This is a genomic window from Streptomyces yamdrokensis, from assembly GCF_053890455.1.
In genome coordinates, this window is sequence record NZ_CM132679.1 from 5,681,353 (window position 1) to 5,698,464 (window position 17,112).

Here is a 17,112-nt window from a genome sequence, read left to right on the forward strand (position 1 = left end):
GTGCCTCTCAGCCAAAGAAGCCGACCCGGGCGAGCCGCAGCGCGCCGCGCAGCCTCAGGCGCACCTCGTGCACGCCGGCGGTGGCCCCGGGGGCCTCGGCGCGAGCGAGGGGCGCCTCGAGGGTGACGTAGTCGTACGGGCCCGGCGACGGGGCCGACGGGGACAGCGTGGCGAGCACGGGGCCGTCGTCGAGGGAGACCTCGACGCTGCCCCCGCCGGACACCTCGACGGTCACCTCCGTAGCCCCCTCTCCGAAGTCGCAGCGCCAAAAGACGAGTTCACCCTCCTGCCCGGCCGCCGGCGTCACCGCGTCGCCCGACTCCCTGGTCCGGTCGACGATCTCGGTACCGCTCTGCTCGTCGAAGCCGGCCGCGTCCAGGCCGTGTTCGAGAACCGCGCGGGGGACGGAGGGCTCGCCGTCGAGGGTGACGGTGGTCCACTGCCGGACGTCCATGCTGGACGCGCCGGCCAGCAGCTCGTACCGGCCCGGCTCCACCCGCCACCGGCCCACCGCCACGTCCCAGAACGCGAAGGCGGACAGGGGGAGTTCGAAGACGACCTCGGCCGTCTCGCCGGGCGTGAGGGTCAGCCGCCGGTGAGCCACCAGCTCGCGCAGCGGACGCGGCACCGACGGGTCCACGGCCCGCGTGTAGAGCTGGGCCACCTCGTCGGCCGGGACGGCACCGGTGTTGGTGACCGTGAACGACACCCGCACCGTCCGCTCCTCGACGCGAGCCGTCAACTCGCCGTAGGCGAAAGCCGCGTACGACAGACCGTGCCCGAAGGGGAACAGCGGAGTGCCCCCGAAGTACAGGTAGGTCTGACGGGAGCCGATCACGTCGTAGTCCAGCAGGCCGGGCAGATCGGCGTCGTCGGCGTACCAGGTCTGCGGAAGCCGGCCGGCGGGGGAGACGTCACCGGCGAGCACCCGGGCCAGTGCGGTGCCCGCGGCCTGCCCGCCGTGCGCGGTCCAGAGCACCGCCGGCAGGTCCGTCGGATCGACCGCGTACGGGTAGGCGGAGACCAGCGCCAGCACGGTGTTCGGGTTGGCGGCGCGGGCCGCGCGCAGCAGCAGCTCCTGCTGGGCGGGCAGCCGGAGCGTCGTCCGGTCCTCGGTCTCCCGGCCGTTGATGTGCGGGTCGTTGCCGGCCACCACCACGACCACGTCGGCCTGCGCCGCGGCCCGCGCCACCGCCTCCTCGCCGTTCTCGGTGACGATCAGCTCGAAGACCTCGGGGGCCGACGCGGCGGCGGGGCTCTCCCCGGTGGTGACCTCTTCCGGGTTCTCGGCGTTCTCGGCGTGCTCGGTGTGCTCCGCGGCAACCTTCACACCGTCGGCGGCGACCTGCACATGGCGTCCTGTTCCCACGTGCCTGAGGAGGTGACCGCCGCCGTGCGGTTCCAGCCGGAACGTCTCCTGCACGACCCAGCCACCCGGCTGGTCGGCGGAGGCGCGGAGGTAGCCGTCCTCGGCGACCGACAGATACCGGCCGTCCGGGGCACGCAGGGTCAGCACGCCCCCACCCCAGTCGACCAGGGCGAATTCGGTGCCCTTCGGCCCGGCGGTGAGCGGGGCCAGGTCGGTCCGGCCCGCGAGCAGCGCCGGGTCCAGCGCGCCCTCGGCGCCACGCACCTCGTCGGGGCTGTCGGGCGCGGGCGGGACGTGCAGGAAGGCGCCGGCGGAGGTCCTCAGCAGGACGCGGTCCACGCCCTCCGTGAACTCCACCCGCTCGGCACCGAACCGCTCGTAGAGCCCCTCCAGGGGAGTGGAGCGGTGGATGAGGGTGCCGCTGTACCAGTCGAGTTTGCACTCGTCGGCGAGCAGGCCGACCACGGCGACACGGGCGGGGGCCGGGGCCAGGGGCAGCAGACCGTCGTTCTTCAGCAGGACGACCGCCTGCTCGGCGGCCTCCTGCGCCAGCGCCCGGTGCTCCGGGGTGTCGAAGGCGTGCTCGTCGGCGCTCCCCTCTGCCCGCGGGACACCGTCGTTCCCGCCGTTCCCGCTGTTCCCGTACGGGTCCTCACCCGGGTCGAACTCGCCGAGCCAAAAGCGCACCGAGAGCTGCCGGCGGACGGCGCCGTCGATCTCGGCCTCCGTCAGCAGACCCTGCCGCAGGGCCGCTTCGAGGCGCCCCACGATGACCGAGCTGTCCGTGCCGTGGTCCGTGAAACTGTCCACCCCGGCCCGCAGCGAGGCCGCGACGGCCTCCTCGTGGGTGTCGAAGTAGTGCTCGGAATCGACCAGGTTGGACGGTGCGCCGGCGTCCGAGCAGACCAGCAGCTCCTCCTCCGTCCAGGTGCGCAACTGCTCGCGCAGATACGGCGAGACATGGTTCGGGCGGCCGTTGACCAGGTTGTACGCGGGCATCACCCCGGCCACCGCGCCCGCCTCGACGGCGTCGCGGAAGGCGCGCAGATCGTACTCGTGCAGCACGCGCGGGCGGACCGAGCTGGAGGCGGTGTCCCGGGCCGTCTCGTTGTTGTGCGCGAGCCAGTGCTTGAGCACCGGGGCCGTGCGCCAGTACACCGGATGATCACCGCGCAGACCGCGGGTGTAGGCGGTGGCGATCGCCGAGGTGAGCCGGGGGTCCTCCGAGTAGCCCTCCTCGTTGCGGCCCCACAGGGGATGGCGCAGCAGATTGACGGTCGGCGCCCACACGTTGAGGCCGACCCGCTCGTCCCGGGCGCGCATCGAACGGGTCTCCCGGGACACCGCCTCGCCGACCCGGCGCACCAGCTCGGGGTTCCAGGTCGCCCCCAGCCCGACGGCCTGAGGGAACACCGTCGCCGGACCCATCCAGGCCACGCCGTGCAGCGCCTCCTGGCCGGTGCGGAAGGCGGCGATGCCGAGCCGTTCGACAGCGGGCGTGAACTGGTGCAGAGCTCCGATCTTCTCCTCGAGGGTGAGCCGCGACAGAAGGTCGTCGATGCGCTTCGCGAACGGCAGGTGCGGATCGCGGAAAGGCGGCGTGGGCGGCGTTGGTGCGGTCACGTGGACATCCCCTTGCGGTGGAGCGGCGAGGCGCTTTCGAAGCGCTTCGATGCTCATTCCGAGCAGGGGTGGGTGTCAAGGACATGAGTGCGACGGATCGGACACCGCGGGCAATCTCACGGACATTCCGTGAGGAGTGCGCGCGCATGGTGATCGCACAGTTCCTCGGCACACCTCGGAGGAATCTTGTAAGCAACTCTTGTGCGCCCCTGGGTGTTCACTTAACCTCGCAGCAACATCGAAGCGCTTCGACTGCGGGGCCGCCTCCCCGGCACGTTCCCTGAGAACGACCGCTTCGGCTCAGCCAGTACCAGTGAAGACACCGCAGCCGACGGCCACCGCCGGGTGTCCTGGTGTGCCATGAAGGGTTGACGCAATGACGCCGAACGCCTCCACCTCCTCCGGTCCCAGCCGGAGAAGCTTCCTCGCCTCCACGGCGGTCGCCACCGCAGCGGTGGCGGGGGGAATGCCGTTGCTCGCCGCGTGCGGCGGGTCCGACGGAGGTTCGCGGGAGGGCACCACCTCGGGCAAGGACGCCAAGAAGCTGCTGCCGACGTACGTGGCCAGCAACGTGGTCACCCCCGACATCCCCAGCAAGAACGGTTCGGCGGTCGGCTTCACCAGCAAGCTCGACCTCGCGGGCCTGAAGACGTCGGTGCCCGAGAAGCTCGGCAAGGGCAGCAAGATCACCGTCATGTCGCCGTTCTGGGGCTCCCCGCCCAAGGGCGGCAACGCCTACTACACGGCGATGAACGACCTCATCGGCGTCGACGTGGTCTGGCAGAACCAGGACGGCAACACCTACGACCAGAAGCTCGGCGCGGTCCTCGCCTCCAGCGACGTGCCCGACGTGGTCGTCGTGCCCGGCTGGAACATGACGGGCAAGATCCCCAGCGCCATCATCGGCAAGTTCGCCGACCTCGGCCCGTACCTCTCCGGCGACGCGGTGAAGGACTACCCGAACCTCGCGGCGATCCCCACCGACGCCTGGCAGCGGTCCATCTTCGGCGGCAAGCTGCGCGGCCTGCCCATGCCCTCCTCGTACGTCACCGGCATCGTGCCGCTCTACCGCCAGGACATCTTCGAGGAGGAGGGGTACGAGGTCCCCCGCTCCTGCGACGACTTCATGGCACTGGCCAAGGACGCCACCAACGCCAAGGCCAAGCGCTGGGCCTGCCTGGACATGAAGTGGACCGCCTTCAACGCCTTCGGCGTGCTCTCCGGCGAGGAGAAGTCGCTCGGCTGGAACCAGGTCGACGGCAAGCTGCTCTACCGCATCGAGACCGACGAGTACCTCGAGGCCCTGGAGTGGACGCGCAAGCTGTTCGCCGCCGGTGTCGTGCACCCCGACGCCGAGCTGGGCAAGAGCAACGCCAGCGACCCCGGGCCCAAGTTCGCCGCCGGCGAGTTCCTGATCTACAACCAGGACTCCTCGCAGTGGTGGAGCCGCACCGCCGAACAGGCCACCCAGAACCCGGATTTCAAGATCTGGGGCATGGACATCTTCGGTCACGACGGCGGCGACCCCACCCTGTGGGCCAAGAACCCGGCCGGCATCTTCGCCTTCGTCAACAAGAAGGCGTCCCAGGCCGTGATCCGTGACGTGCTGGCCGTCGCCAACGTCACCGCCGCGCCGTACGGCACCAAGGAGTACATGCTCACCAACTACGGCGTGGAGGGCACCCACTACACCGTCAAGGACGGTGTGCCCACCAAGAACGACCAGGGCAACATCGATGTGATGAACGCCTACGTGATGGTCGCCAGCCCCGCCGCGACCATCGCCCACCCCGACTTCCCCGAGGTCGCCAAGGGCCAGGTCGAATGGCAGCAGCGGATGGGCGCGTTCACCAGGAAGTCGGCCTTCTACGGCATGCAGATCACCGAGCCCACCCGCTACACCAACCTCTCCAACGACTTCGAGCAGCTGGAGGACGACGTCATCCGGGGCCGCAAGAAGATCGGTGACGTACAGCAGGCCGTCTCCGACTGGAAGAGCAAGGGCGGGAACGAACTGCGCGACTGGTACCAGAAGATCCTCGACGAGAACGGTTCGGCGGCCGGCTGACCCGGGACCGAGGCAAGGAGAACCGCCGTGTCGCACAGCACGGTGCCTCGGAGCAAGGCCGAGGCCACGAAGCCGGTCGAGAAGCCGGCGGCGTCCCCCGGCGCCGCCGGCCCCCCGGACGCACCGCGCCGGACAAAGCGCGGCAAACTGAGCCTGCGGCTCAGATACCGACGCGACCGCGTCCTGCTGCTGATGACCCTGCCCGCCGTGGCACTGGTCCTGGTCTTCAACTACCTGCCGATCCTCGGCAACGTCGTCGCCTTCCAGGACTACGACCCCTACATCAGCGACAACGGCGTCGTCTCGATGCTGAACAGTCCGATGGTGGGGCTGGAGAACTTCCAGCGGATCCTCGAGGACTCGGCGTTCTGGAACGCCCTGAAGAACACCCTGGTGCTCTTCTTCCTCCAGCTCGTGCTGTTCTTCCCGATCCCGATCCTGCTCGCGCTGCTCATCAACAGCGTGGTCAGGCCCCGGGTGCGGGCGGTCGCGCAGGCCATCCTGTACCTGCCGCACTTCTTCTCCTGGGTGCTGGTCGTCGCCGTCTTCCAGCAGATGTTCGGCGGTGCGGGAATCTTCTCGCAGCTCCTGCGCGAGAACGGCCACGACGGCCTGGGGGTCATGACCAACCCCGACACCTTCATGTTCCTGCTCACCGCGCAGAGCGTGTGGAAGGACGCCGGGTGGGGGATCATCGTCTTCCTCGCCGCCCTGGCCTCGGTCAGCCCCGACCTGTACGAGGCCGCCGCCATGGACGGCGCCGGACGCTGGCGCCGGATGTGGCACGTCACCCTGCCCGCGCTGCGGCCCGTGATCGCGCTGCTGCTCGTCCTGCGGGTGGGCGACGCGCTCACCGTCGGCTTCGAACAGATCCTGCTGCAACGCGACGCCGTCGGACCGGGGGCGTCTGAGGTCCTCGACACCTTCGTGTGGTGGAACGGCGTGCGCAACCAGGACTTCGGCTACGCGGCCGCCGCCGGCCTCATCAAGGGCGTGGTCAGTCTCGGACTGGTCCTCGCCGCGAACAAGGTGGCCCATCTCATGGGCGAGCAGGGGGTGTACAAGAAGTGACCGCCGTGACCGACGAACCCACGACGCACAAGGTCCGGGGCTGGGCCGCCCCGCCCCGCCCGGTGTGGGAGGAGGCGCCCACCAGGGCCGGGCTCGCGGGCAAGGGCATCGTCCTGGCCCTCGCCTGCCTGGCGGTCGTCTTCCCGCTGTGGATCGTGATCGTCACCAGCCTGTCCACCCGCAGGGCCATCGACGAGGCCGGCGGCCTGGTGATGGTGCCCAAGGACATCACCTTCATCGCCTACCAGGAACTGCTCAGCGGCGGCCAGGTCACCAGGGCCGCCCTGGTCAGCATCGGCGTCACGCTGGTCGGCACCGTGTTCTCGATGACCGTGTCCGTGCTCTGCGCCTACGGTCTGTCGCGTACCGACTCGCTGGGGCACCGCTGGGTCCTGATGACGCTGCTGGCGACCATGTTCTTCAGCGCCGGCCTCATCCCGACGTACCTGCTGGTGCAGACCCTCGGCCTGACCGACAGCTACCTCGCGCTGATCCTCCCCAGCGCCATCAGCGTCTTCAACATCCTGGTCCTGCGCGGCTTCTTCATGAACATCTCGCAGGAACTCACCGACAGCGCCCGCATCGACGGGGCGGGCGACTTCCGCATCCTGTGGCAGATCGTGATGCCGCTGTCCCGTGCGGTGATCGCGGTCATCACGCTCTTCTACGCCGTCGGCTACTGGAGCGCCTGGTTCAACGCCTCGCTGTACCTCAACGACCAGAACATGCTGCCCCTGCAGAACGTCATGATCCAGCTCGTCCAGAAACAGGAGGCCCCCGTCGGCCTCGGCCAGGCCATCAAGACCGGTGAACTGTCGGGGCTGGCCGTCCAGATGGCCGTCATGGTCATGGCTCTGCTCCCCGTCGCCGTGCTGTCCCCCTTCGTCCAGAAGCACTTCAAGAAGGGCATGCTCACGGGCGCCGTGAAGGGCTGACGGGAGAGGAGCCCCGGCGATCCGCCGCGGCCCCCCGCCGGTCCTCCCACCCCACTTCCCACCATCCGCCGAACGAGGTAGGCCAGGTCATGCACGCGTCCCGCACATCCCGTACGTTCCCCACCCGCCGGGGGCGTGCCTGATGCCCGGACTGAGCGACGTCACCCGCGGGCGCATCCTCTACGGCGGTGACTACAACCCCGAGCAGTGGCCCGAGGAGACCTGGCACGAGGACGTCCGCCTGATGCGGCAGGCCGGCGTCAACTCCGTGACGCTGGGCGTCTTCTCATGGGCGAAGCTCGAACCCCGCCCGGGGGAGCGGGACTTCGGCTGGCTGGACCGGATCATGGACCTGATGCACGAGGCCGGCATCGGCGTCGTCCTCGCCACCCCGACCGCCTCGCCGCCGCCCTGGATGGGGCACCTGCACCCGGACACCCTGCCCCGCGACGAGGAGGGCCGCACCGAGTGGTGGGGCGGCAGGCAGCACTTCTCCCACTCCAGCGCCACCTACCGCCGTTACGCCGCCGCCGTCACCGAGGACCTGGCCGCCCGCTACGCCGGCCATCCGGCCCTCACCATGTGGCACATCAACAACGAGTACTGCACCTACGACTGGGGGGACGAGGCAGCCGCCCGCTTCCGCGACTGGCTGCGCGACCGCCACGGCACCCTCGACGCCCTCAACACCGCCTGGGGCACCGCCTTCTGGAGCCAGGGCTACGGCGACTGGGCCGAGGTCATGCCACCCCGCCACCCGCACTACCTGAAGAACCCCACCCAGGTGCTGGACTTCAAACGGTTCACCTCCGACATGCTCCTGGAGTGCTACACCGCCGAACGCGACATCGTCCGCCGGCACACCCCGCACCTCCCGGTCACCACCAACTTCATGCCGCTGTGGGCGGGGCAGGACGCCTGGCGCTGGGCGGAGGAGGAGGACGTCGTCTCCGTCGACCTCTACCCCGACCCGCGCGACCCCTTCGGTGCCCAGGAGGGCGCCCTGATCCAGGACATGACGCGCTCCCAGGCGCGCGGCCCCTGGATGCTCATGGAGCAGGCGGCCGGACCGGTCAACTGGCGCGGCGTGAACCACCCCAAGCCCCGCGGCCTCAACCGCCTGTGGTCCCTGCAGGCCGTGGCACGCGGCGCGGACGCCGTCTGCTACTTCCAGTGGCGCCAGTCCCGGCAGGGCGCGGAGAAGTTCCACTCCGGGATGGTGAGCCACGCCGGCGAGCAGGGCCGTACGTACCAGGAGGTCAGGCAGCTCGGCGGCGACCTGGCGCGGATCGCCCCGTACGTCACCGGCGCGCACAGCACCGCCCGCGTCGCCGTACTGCACGACTGGCACTCCTGGTGGGCCGGCGACCAGGACGCCCGGCCGTCCCACGAGGTCGACCACCCCGGCATGCTGCGCGCCTGGCACCGCGCCCTGTGGCAGGCCCATCTCACCACCGACTTCGCCCACCCCGAACACGACCTGTCCGCCTACCCGCTGGTCGTCGTCCCGCAGCTCTACCTGCTCACGGACGCGGCCGTCGACAACCTCCTCGCCTACGTACGCGGTGGCGGCACCCTGGTCTGCGGCTTCCTGACCGGCGTCGCCGACGAGGACGACCGGGTGCGGCCCGGCGGCATGGACGCCCGGCTGCGGGACCTCTTCGGCATCCGCACCCTGCACGAGTGGTGGCCGCTGGACGCGGGGGAGACCGTCGCCTGCGAGGGCTTCCACGGCACCCTGTGGTCCGAGGAGCTGGAGGCCGACGGCACCGCCGACGCGACGACCCCCTACAAGGGCGGCGAACTCGACGGCCTGCCCGCCGTCCTGCGCAAGGGCCGCGCCTGGTACGTCTCGACGCTCCCGGAACCCGGGGCGCTGCGCGACCTGCTCACCCGGATCGCCGCCGGCGCGGGCGTACGGCCGGTGCTCGACGGGCTCCCCGACCAGGTGGAGGCGGTACGCCGGGGGGACCTGCTGTTCCTGCTCAACCACGGCCGCGGACCGGTCGCCGTCGACCTGCCGGGCGCCCACCACGACCTGCTCACCGGCACCGACGTCACCGACCGGGTCGCCCTCGGCCGCCACGGCGCGGCGGTGCTCCGCCCATGAACGTGCCCATGAACGCGCCTGTGAACGAGCCCGCGAACCACACCGAACCCGTTCACGGGACCTGGGAACCGAGGCCCGCCGCCCGCTGGGAGGACGCGTTCCTGAGCGGCAACGGCCATCACGGCACCCTTGCGTCCGGTGACCCGGACGACGAACGGGTCGTCGTCACCCACCACACCCTGGTCCGTCCGGTCGGCGCCGACGAGGACCGGCTGCCGCCCCGGCTGGCCGGGGAGCTGCCCGCCCTCCAGGACCGGTTGCTCGCCGGGAACACGGACGCCGCCGAGACCTTCACCGACGGCCGCCCGCTCCAGTGGGTCCGGCCCTTCCACCCGGCCTTCCGGATACGCCTGCGCCGGCCCGACGGCGCCCGGGACGAGACCGGCGCCCCGCAGTTCCACCGCCGCGCCGTCGACTTCCGTACCGGCGTGGCGGAGGCCACCCGCGCCGACCGGACCGGCCGCGTCTTCGTCTCCCGCGCCGACGACGTGATCGTCCAGTACGTCACCGGGCAGGACCTCACCCTCGACATCCGTCTGGACCACCGGCTCGCCGGCGCCCCGGCCACGCTCGGTGTCGGACACGGCGCCGTCCTCACCGCCGAGGGCGCCCTGCTGAGCCTGCGCGCCCGCTACCCGGGCAGCGACCTCGCGTACACCGGCGTCACCCTGGTCGCCGTCACCGGCGGCACGACGACACTCGCCCTGCCGGGCGTGCGGGTCACGGGCGCGCGGTCCGTACTCCTGCTCACCCGGGTACGCCGGCACACCGGGGAGACGGACGTGGCCGGCGAGGGCCGCGCACTCCGTGCCCTGCTCACGGACGGCCGCGGCGGCGACGAGGGCGGCCGCGAGAGCGATGGCGTGCCGGCAGGGCCCGGCTCCCCCGCCGAGGCGTACGACGCCCTCCTCGCCCGCCATCTGTCCCTCCACCGCACCGCCTACGACCGCGTCACCCTCGACCTGGCCGCCGACCCGGCCGAACGCGCCCTGCCGGGATCGGAACTGCTGGTCCGGCCGCGCAGCGCGGCCCTGCTCGAGCGCCTCTTCGCGGCCGGCCGCTACCACCTGCTGTCCTCCGGCGGTCTCTTCCCGCCCCGCCTCACCGGCCTGTGGACCGGCGACTGGGACACCGCCTGGTCCGGCGCCTTCACCAACGACGCCAACCTCAACCTCCAGACCGCCTCCGCCGCGGCGGCGGCCCTCCCCGAGGTCACCGAGGCGCTGGCGTCACTCGTCCAGCGCCAGCTCCCCGACTGGCGGGACAACGCCCGCGAGGTCTTCGGCGCCCGGGGGGTGGTCGCGCCCGCCCACTCCGACGGCGAGTCCGGGCACAGCTACCACTTCAACCGCGAGTACCCGCTGCACCTGTGGACAGCGGGCGCCGACTGGCTCCTCGGGCCGCTCGTCGACCACGACGACACCCGCGGCGAGCACGATTCCCGCACCACCGCCGCCCTCGCCGAGGTCGCCCTGTTCTACGAGGACTTCCTCACTCGCACCGACGAGGAGGGCCGCCTTGTCGTCGTCCCCTCCTACTCGCCGGAGAACCGCCCCGCGAACGCCGGCTGGGGCACCGTGAACGCGGCCATGGACCTCTCCGCCGCCCGGCACGCGCTGAGCACCGCCGCCGACCGCCACCCCGAGCACGCCGACCGCTGGCGGGCCCTCGCCGACCGGCTCCCGCCGCACCGGGTCAACGCCGACGGCGCCCTCGCCGAATGGGCCCGGCCCGGCCTCGAGGACTCCTACGACCACCGCCACCTCAGCCACCTCTACGCCGTCTGGCCGCTGCACGAGATCACCCCGTACGACACCCCGGACCTGGCGGCCGCCGCCCACCGCGCCCTCGAACTGCGCGGCCCCGAGAACGACTCCGCGCACGGTCATCTGCACCACGCCCTGATCGCCGCCCGCCTCCGCGACGCCGAACGGGTCGCGGGCGCCCTCGGCCGGGTCCTCGACGGCGACTTCTTCCACGCCTCCCTGATGAGCGCGCACTACCCCCACCGCGACGTCTACAACGCCGATGCCGCCCACACCCTCCCGGCCGTGCTGATCGAGGCGCTCGTGCAGTCCACCCCCGGCCGGCTGGTCCTGCTGCCCGCCCCGCCCGCCGAGTACCCGCGCGGGGCGCTGCACGGCGTACGGACCCGCTTCGGCGCCGCTCTCGACCTCACCTGGGCCCCGGACGGCGCCACCGCGGTCCTGCGCCCCACCCGCACCGTCCGCATCGAACTGAGGACTTCCGAAGGCGTCGAGCCGCTCGACCTCGTCGCCCACGAAGACCGCGTCCTCACCCTGAAGGCGCGGTGACACCGGCGCAATCCCCCCACCCATGGAAGGACATTTCATGGCACCAGGCATCACGAGCAGGATCGGCAGGGTCCTGGCGGCGCCCGCCCTCGCGCTCGGCATCACCGTGGGCACGGCCTCCGCCCCCGCCCACGCCGCGATCTGGAGCTCCTGCGACCAGTGGGGCAACACCACCCTGAACGGCTACATCCTCTACAACAACATCTGGGGCTCCGGCGCCGGCAGCCAGTGCGTCTGGGCCAACTCCGGCACCAACTGGGGCGCGTGGGCCAACCACCCGAACACCGGCGGCATCAAGTCGTATCCGAACGCCAAGAAGGTGGTCAACAAGTCCATCGACTCGCTCGGTTCGCTCACCAGCAGCTACAACGTGACCGTCCCGTCCGCGGGCGCGTACAACACGTCGTACGACATCTGGGACACGGACCACGACTACGAGATCATGCTCTGGGTCAACCACCACGGTGCCGTCGGCCCGCTCGGCAGCCCGCAGGGCACGGTGAGCCTCGGCGGCCACACCTGGAACGTCCACAAGGGCGACAACGGCGCCAACCAGGTCTTCTCGTTCCTGCGTACGTCCGACTCGAACTCCGGGACCGTCGACATCCTGCCGATCCTCGACTGGATCAAGGACACCAAGGGCTGGATGGGCAACGAGACCATCGGCGACGTGCAGTTCGGCTACGAGATCACCTCGTCGTCCGGTGGTCTGGACTTCCGCACCGACAACCTCACCGTCAGCAGCAGTTGACCCCTGCCTCCGCCCGGCGGGCGGCCGGGCCGGCCACCGGGCGGAGGAGCGGGAACGAGGCGGTGGGAGTGCCCCTGCCCGGCGGCGGAGGCGCGCGGGTCACGCGCGGGCGGGTGCCGGGCCCGAGCTCGCCCGGACCGTCAGCTCGGGCGCGATCAGCACGACCTCGTCCTCACCCCGGCCGTCGAGCTTGGCGACCAGGTGCTCCACGGCGTACCGGCCCATCTCCTGCGCGGGGATGGCGACCGACGTCAGTCGCACCGACGCCTGGACGGCGACCTGTTCGGGGCAGACCGCGACCACCGAGACGTCCTCCGGCACGGCCCGCCCCTGCTGCCGCAGCAGGGCGAGCAGCGGTTCCACCGCCGACTCGTTCTGCACGACGAACCCGGTGGTGCCCGGACGCTCGTCGAGGATCCGGGCGAGCGTCACGGCCATCGCGTCGTACCCGCCCTCACACGGCCGGTGCAGCAGGCGTACACCCAGCTCCCTTGCCTCGGAGCGCAGTCCGTCCAGGGTGCGCTCGGCGAAGCCGGTGTGCCGTTCGTACACCGCGGGGGCCTCGCCGATGACGGCGATGTCGCGGTGCCCCAGCTTCGCCAGATGCTCCACACAGAGCGCGCCGGTGGCCCGGAAGTCGAGATCGACGCAGGTCAGTCCGGAGGCGTCGGCGGGCAGTCCGATCAGCACCGCCGGCTGGTCCGCCCGTACGGCGGGCCGTGCTCCACCGGGGGTGCCCGGGGTGTCCCCGCCGCGCAGAAGCGGCAGCCGCTCGTCCTCGAGTTCGACGTCCATCAGGATCATCCCGTCGGCGAGTCCGCTGCCCGCGACGCGGCGCACCGCATCGGGACCCTCCTCGCCGGTGAGCAGCAGGACGTCGTACCCGTGGGTGCGGGCCGTGGTGGCCACGGCGATGGCGATCTCCATCATCACGGGTACGTACATGTCCGTCCGCAGCGGGACCATCAGCGCGATGACGTTGGACCTGCTGCTGGCCAGGGCGCGGGCCCCCGCGTTCGGGTGGTACCCGAGCTTCTGGATGCTCTCCTCGACCCGCTGCCGGGTGTTCGCGGAGATGGACCGCTTGCCGCTGAGGACATAACTCACCGTGCTCGCCGAGACTCCGGCGTGCTGGGCGACCTCGGCGAGGGTGACCATCCAGCTCTCCAATTGTTGTGAAGCGCTTCGACAGTGCGCCAGGACGATGAGACGGGCGAGGTGGCCCGATCGGTTACTCGACCCTAATACCAGCACGGGTGCGTGTCCATACGACTGTCGAAGCGCTTCGACGGCTGGACTGCGGTCCCGTGTCCGGGACTTCGCGGACCGGATGCGAACCGGGCTCCGTGTCCCCAGGTTGCCACGAGCGCGCCGCCGTGACCCCGGGAGGGCCCGGCCGGAAGGTCACGGCGGGTCGGCCGAACGGGTGCACGAAGGGTGGCGGGGCGGCTGCGAATCGGGTAGATACGTACGGGTAACGGCAGTCGGTGACGTAATCCCCGAGATCGCGCAAAACGATACCGGGGGCCGGTGCCGAGCCGTCACGCAGTCCGCACACCCTCCGACCTTCCGATACGCGGCGAGGTGAGCCTCATGTCCGCAACACCCGGGACACCCCGGCCTCCGTCCCGACCCACCGTCACCGAACGCGAGGCCCGCCAGGTCGCCGAGGCCGCCCGGGAACAGGACTGGCGCAAGCCCAGCTTCGCCAGGGAACTGTTCCTCGGCCGCTTCCGGCTCGACCTCGTCCACCCCCACCCCCTCCCGGCCCACGAGGACGCCGAACGCGGCGAGGAGTTCCTCGCCAAACTCCGCGACTTCTGTGAGACCCGGATCGACGGCGCCCTGATCGACCGCGAGGCGCGCATCCCCGACGAGGTGGTCACCGGCCTCAAGGAGCTCGGCGCCTTCGGCATGAAGATCGACACCAAGTACGGCGGCCTCGGCCTGACGCAGGTCTACTACAACAAGGCCCTGGCCCTCGTCGGCTCCGCCAGCCCCGCGATCGGCGCCCTGCTCTCCGCCCACCAGTCGATCGGCGTCCCGCAGCCGCTGAAGATGTTCGGCAGCCAGGAACAGAAGGACACCTTCCTGCCGCGCTGCGCCCGCACCGACATCTCGGCCTTCCTGCTCACCGAGCCCGACGTCGGCTCCGACCCGGCACGGCTCGCGACCACCGCCGTCCCGGACGAGGGGGGGTCCTACGTCCTCGACGGCGTGAAGCTGTGGACGACCAACGGTGTGGTCGCCGACCTCCTCGTCGTCATGGCCCGTGTGCCGAAGTCCGAGGGCCACCGGGGCGGCATCACCGCGTTCGTCGTGGAAGCGGACTCCGAGGGCGTCACCGTCGAGAACCGCAACGCCTTCATGGGCCTGCGCGGCCTGGAGAACGGCGTCACCCGCTTCCACCGCGTCCGGGTCCCCGCCGCCCACCGCATCGGCGAGGAGGGGCAGGGCCTGAAGATCGCGCTCACCACACTGAACACCGGACGGCTGTCCCTGCCCGCGATGTGCGTCGGCGCCGGAAAGTGGTGCCTGAAGATCGCCCGCGAATGGTCGGCGGCCCGCGAACAGTGGGGCAAACCGGTGGCCCTGCACGAGGCGGTCGGTTCGAAGATCGCGTTCATCGCGGCGACCACCTTCGCCCTGGAGGCCGTACTCGACCTGTCCTCCCAGATGGCCGACGAGAACCGCAACGACATCCGCATCGAGGCCGCCCTCGCCAAGCTGTACGGCTCGGAGATGGCCTGGCTGATGGCCGACGAACTGGTCCAGATCCGCGGCGGACGCGGCTTCGAGACGGCCGACTCCCTCCGGGAGCGCGGCGAGCGGGCGGTCCCCGCCGAGCAGATCCTGCGCGACCTGCGCATCAACCGCATCTTCGAGGGCTCCACCGAGATCATGCACCTGCTGATCGCGCGGGAGGCCGTCGACGCCCACCTGTCCGTCGCCGGCGACCTCATCGACCCCGAGAAGACCCTGGGCGACAAGGCGAGGGCGGGGGCGAACGCGGGTGTCTTCTACGCGAAGTGGCTGCCCAGGCTCGTCGCGGGTCCCGGACAGCTCCCCGGCACCTACGGAGAGTTCAAGCACGGGGTCGACCTCTCCCCGCACCTGCGGTACGTCGAGCGCACCTCCCGCAGACTCGCCCGCTCCACCTTCTACGCCATGTCCCGCTGGCAGGGCCGGATGGAGACCAAGCAGGGCTTCCTGGGCCGGATCGTCGACATCGGCGCCGAACTGTTCGCGATGAGCGCCGCCTGCGTCCGCGCCGAACTCCTGCGCACCCGCGGCGAGAACGGCCGCGAGGCCTACCAGCTCGCCGACGCCTTCTGCCGCCAGTCCCGCATCCGCGTCGAGGAGTTCTTCGACCGGCTGTGGACCAACACCGACGACATCGACCGCAAGGTCGTCAAGGGTGTGCTCTCCGGCACCTACATGTGGCTGGAGCAGGGCGTCGTCGATCCCTCGGGCGACGGCCCCTGGATCGCGGACGCCGCGCCCGGCCCGAGCACCCACGAGAACAGGCACCGGCCGATCCGCTGACGCGCGGGCTGCCGGGGCGGGGCCCCGGCAGCGCCCACGACCGGACACAATGGTGCCCATGACCGACGCTCCAGCTCCGCTCGCCGACCCGCACCTGGTGTACGACCCCGTGGCGGGGGACGGCCCCAAGGACGTGGTGATCCTCGGCTCCACCGGGTCGATCGGCACCCAGGCCATCGATCTCGTACTGCGCAACCCCGACCGCTTCCGCGTCACCGGCCTGTCCGCCAACGGCGGCCGCGTCGCGCTCCTCGCCGAGCAGGCCCACCGGCTGCGGGTGCGCACGGTCGCCGTCGCCCGCGAGGACGTTGTCGGCGCGCTGCGCGAAGCCCTGAGCGCGTGGTACGGCGCGGGGGAGCCGCTGCCCGAGATCCTGGCCGGAGCGGACGCGGCCACGCGGCTCGCCGCCTCCGACTGCCACACCGTCCTCAACGGCATCACCGGCTCCATCGGGCTGGCCCCCACCCTCGCCGCCCTGGAGGCGGGCCGCACCCTCGCGCTCGCCAACAAGGAGTCGCTGATCGTCGGCGGCCCGCTGGTCAAGGCGCTGGCCGAGCCCGGCCAGATCATCCCGGTCGACTCCGAGCACGCCGCGCTGTTCCAGGCGCTGGCCGCCGGAACCCGCGCGGATGTCCGAAAGCTCGTCGTCACCGCCTCCGGCGGCCCCTTCCGCGGCCGTACCAGGGACGAACTGGCGGACGTCACCGTCGAGGACGCCCTCGCCCACCCCACCTGGGCCATGGGCCCGGTGATCACCATCAACTCCGCGACCCTCGTCAACAAGGGCCTCGAAGTCATCGAGGCGCACCTGCTGTACGACATTCCCTTCGACCGCATTGAGGTCGTCGTCCACCCGCAGTCGTATGTCCACTCGATGGTTGAGTTCACGGACGGATCGACACTGGCCCAGGCGACGCCCCCCGACATGCGCGGGCCCATCGCCATCGGCCTCGGCTGGCCCGAGAGGGTCCCCGACGCCGCCCCGGTCTTCGACTGGAGCAAGGCGTCCACCTGGGAGTTCCACCCCCTCGACAACGAGGCCTTCCCCTCGGTGAACCTCGCCCGGCACGTCGGCGGGCTCGCGGGAACCGCCCCGGCGGTGTTCAATGCGGCGAACGAGGAGTGCGTGGAGGCGTTCCGCGCCGGCGTGCTGCCGTTCAACGGGATCATGGACACGGTCACCCGGGTGGTCGAGGAGCACGGAACCCCCCGACCGGGAACCTCTTTGACGGTGCCGGACGTCCTCGAAGCGGAGACCTGGGCGCGAGCGAGGGCCCGGGAACTGACAGCCCGTACGGCGAGCGCGGAGGCGCGTGCATGACGA

Annotated in this window: 10 protein-coding genes; 8 read left to right on the top strand and 2 right to left on the bottom strand. The window is 71.2% G+C overall.

The features are described 5' to 3' along the window. Nucleotides 1-7 precede the first annotated feature (7 nt). Entirely contained in the window at nucleotides 8-2,992 is a 2,985-nt protein-coding gene (locus tag ACWZEH_RS25355; RefSeq protein WP_456193402.1) for a glycoside hydrolase family 3 C-terminal domain-containing protein, read from the bottom strand. 376 nt (nucleotides 2,993-3,368) lie between these two features. Between ACWZEH_RS25355 and ACWZEH_RS25360 the strand changes: the two genes are divergently transcribed. From ACWZEH_RS25360 to ACWZEH_RS25385, 6 genes are all read left to right on the top strand, one after another. Beyond that, nucleotides 3,369-5,060: an extracellular solute-binding protein gene (locus ACWZEH_RS25360; protein ID WP_456193403.1), complete on the top strand. Its 1,692-nt coding sequence runs from the start codon at nucleotides 3,369-3,371 to the stop codon at nucleotides 5,058-5,060. A gap of 27 nt (nucleotides 5,061-5,087) precedes the next feature. Next, nucleotides 5,088-6,131 carry an ABC transporter permease gene (locus ACWZEH_RS25365; RefSeq protein WP_456193404.1) on the top strand — a complete coding sequence of 348 codons (1,044 nt, stop codon included), beginning with the start codon at nucleotides 5,088-5,090 and terminating at the stop codon, nucleotides 6,129-6,131. Next, nucleotides 6,128-7,066, top strand: a complete 939-nt coding sequence (locus tag ACWZEH_RS25370; RefSeq protein WP_456193405.1) for a carbohydrate ABC transporter permease — start codon at nucleotides 6,128-6,130, stop codon at nucleotides 7,064-7,066. Before ACWZEH_RS25365 ends, ACWZEH_RS25370 begins: the two co-directional genes overlap by 4 nt. 142 nt (nucleotides 7,067-7,208) lie before the next feature. Next, nucleotides 7,209-9,176, top strand: coding sequence for a beta-galactosidase (locus ACWZEH_RS25375; protein WP_456193406.1), 1,968 nt, complete (start codon nucleotides 7,209-7,211; stop codon nucleotides 9,174-9,176). An 8-nt stretch (nucleotides 9,177-9,184) separates the two neighbouring features. Beyond that, nucleotides 9,185-11,491 (top strand): glycosyl hydrolase family 95 catalytic domain-containing protein, encoded by a 2,307-nt coding sequence (locus ACWZEH_RS25380; protein WP_456193407.1) that lies wholly within the window; start codon nucleotides 9,185-9,187, stop codon nucleotides 11,489-11,491. Between the two features lie 37 nt (nucleotides 11,492-11,528). Further along, entirely contained in the window at nucleotides 11,529-12,242 is a 714-nt protein-coding gene (locus ACWZEH_RS25385; RefSeq protein WP_456193408.1) for a glycoside hydrolase family 12 protein, read from the top strand. Between the two features lie 99 nt (nucleotides 12,243-12,341). Here the strand turns inward: ACWZEH_RS25385 and ACWZEH_RS25390 are convergent, their stop codons facing one another. Then, on the bottom strand, nucleotides 12,342-13,400 hold the full coding sequence (locus ACWZEH_RS25390) for a LacI family DNA-binding transcriptional regulator (RefSeq protein WP_456193409.1): 1,059 nt from the start codon (nucleotides 13,398-13,400) through the stop codon (nucleotides 12,342-12,344). A 435-nt stretch (nucleotides 13,401-13,835) separates the two neighbouring features. Between ACWZEH_RS25390 and ACWZEH_RS25395 the strand changes: the two genes are divergently transcribed. Next, entirely contained in the window at nucleotides 13,836-15,788 is a 1,953-nt protein-coding gene (locus tag ACWZEH_RS25395; protein WP_456193410.1) for an acyl-CoA dehydrogenase family protein, read from the top strand. 58 nt (nucleotides 15,789-15,846) lie between these two features. Beyond that, on the top strand, nucleotides 15,847-17,109 hold the full coding sequence (dxr, locus tag ACWZEH_RS25400) for a 1-deoxy-D-xylulose-5-phosphate reductoisomerase (RefSeq protein WP_456193411.1): 1,263 nt from the start codon (nucleotides 15,847-15,849) through the stop codon (nucleotides 17,107-17,109). Nucleotides 17,110-17,112: the final 3 nt, after the last annotated feature.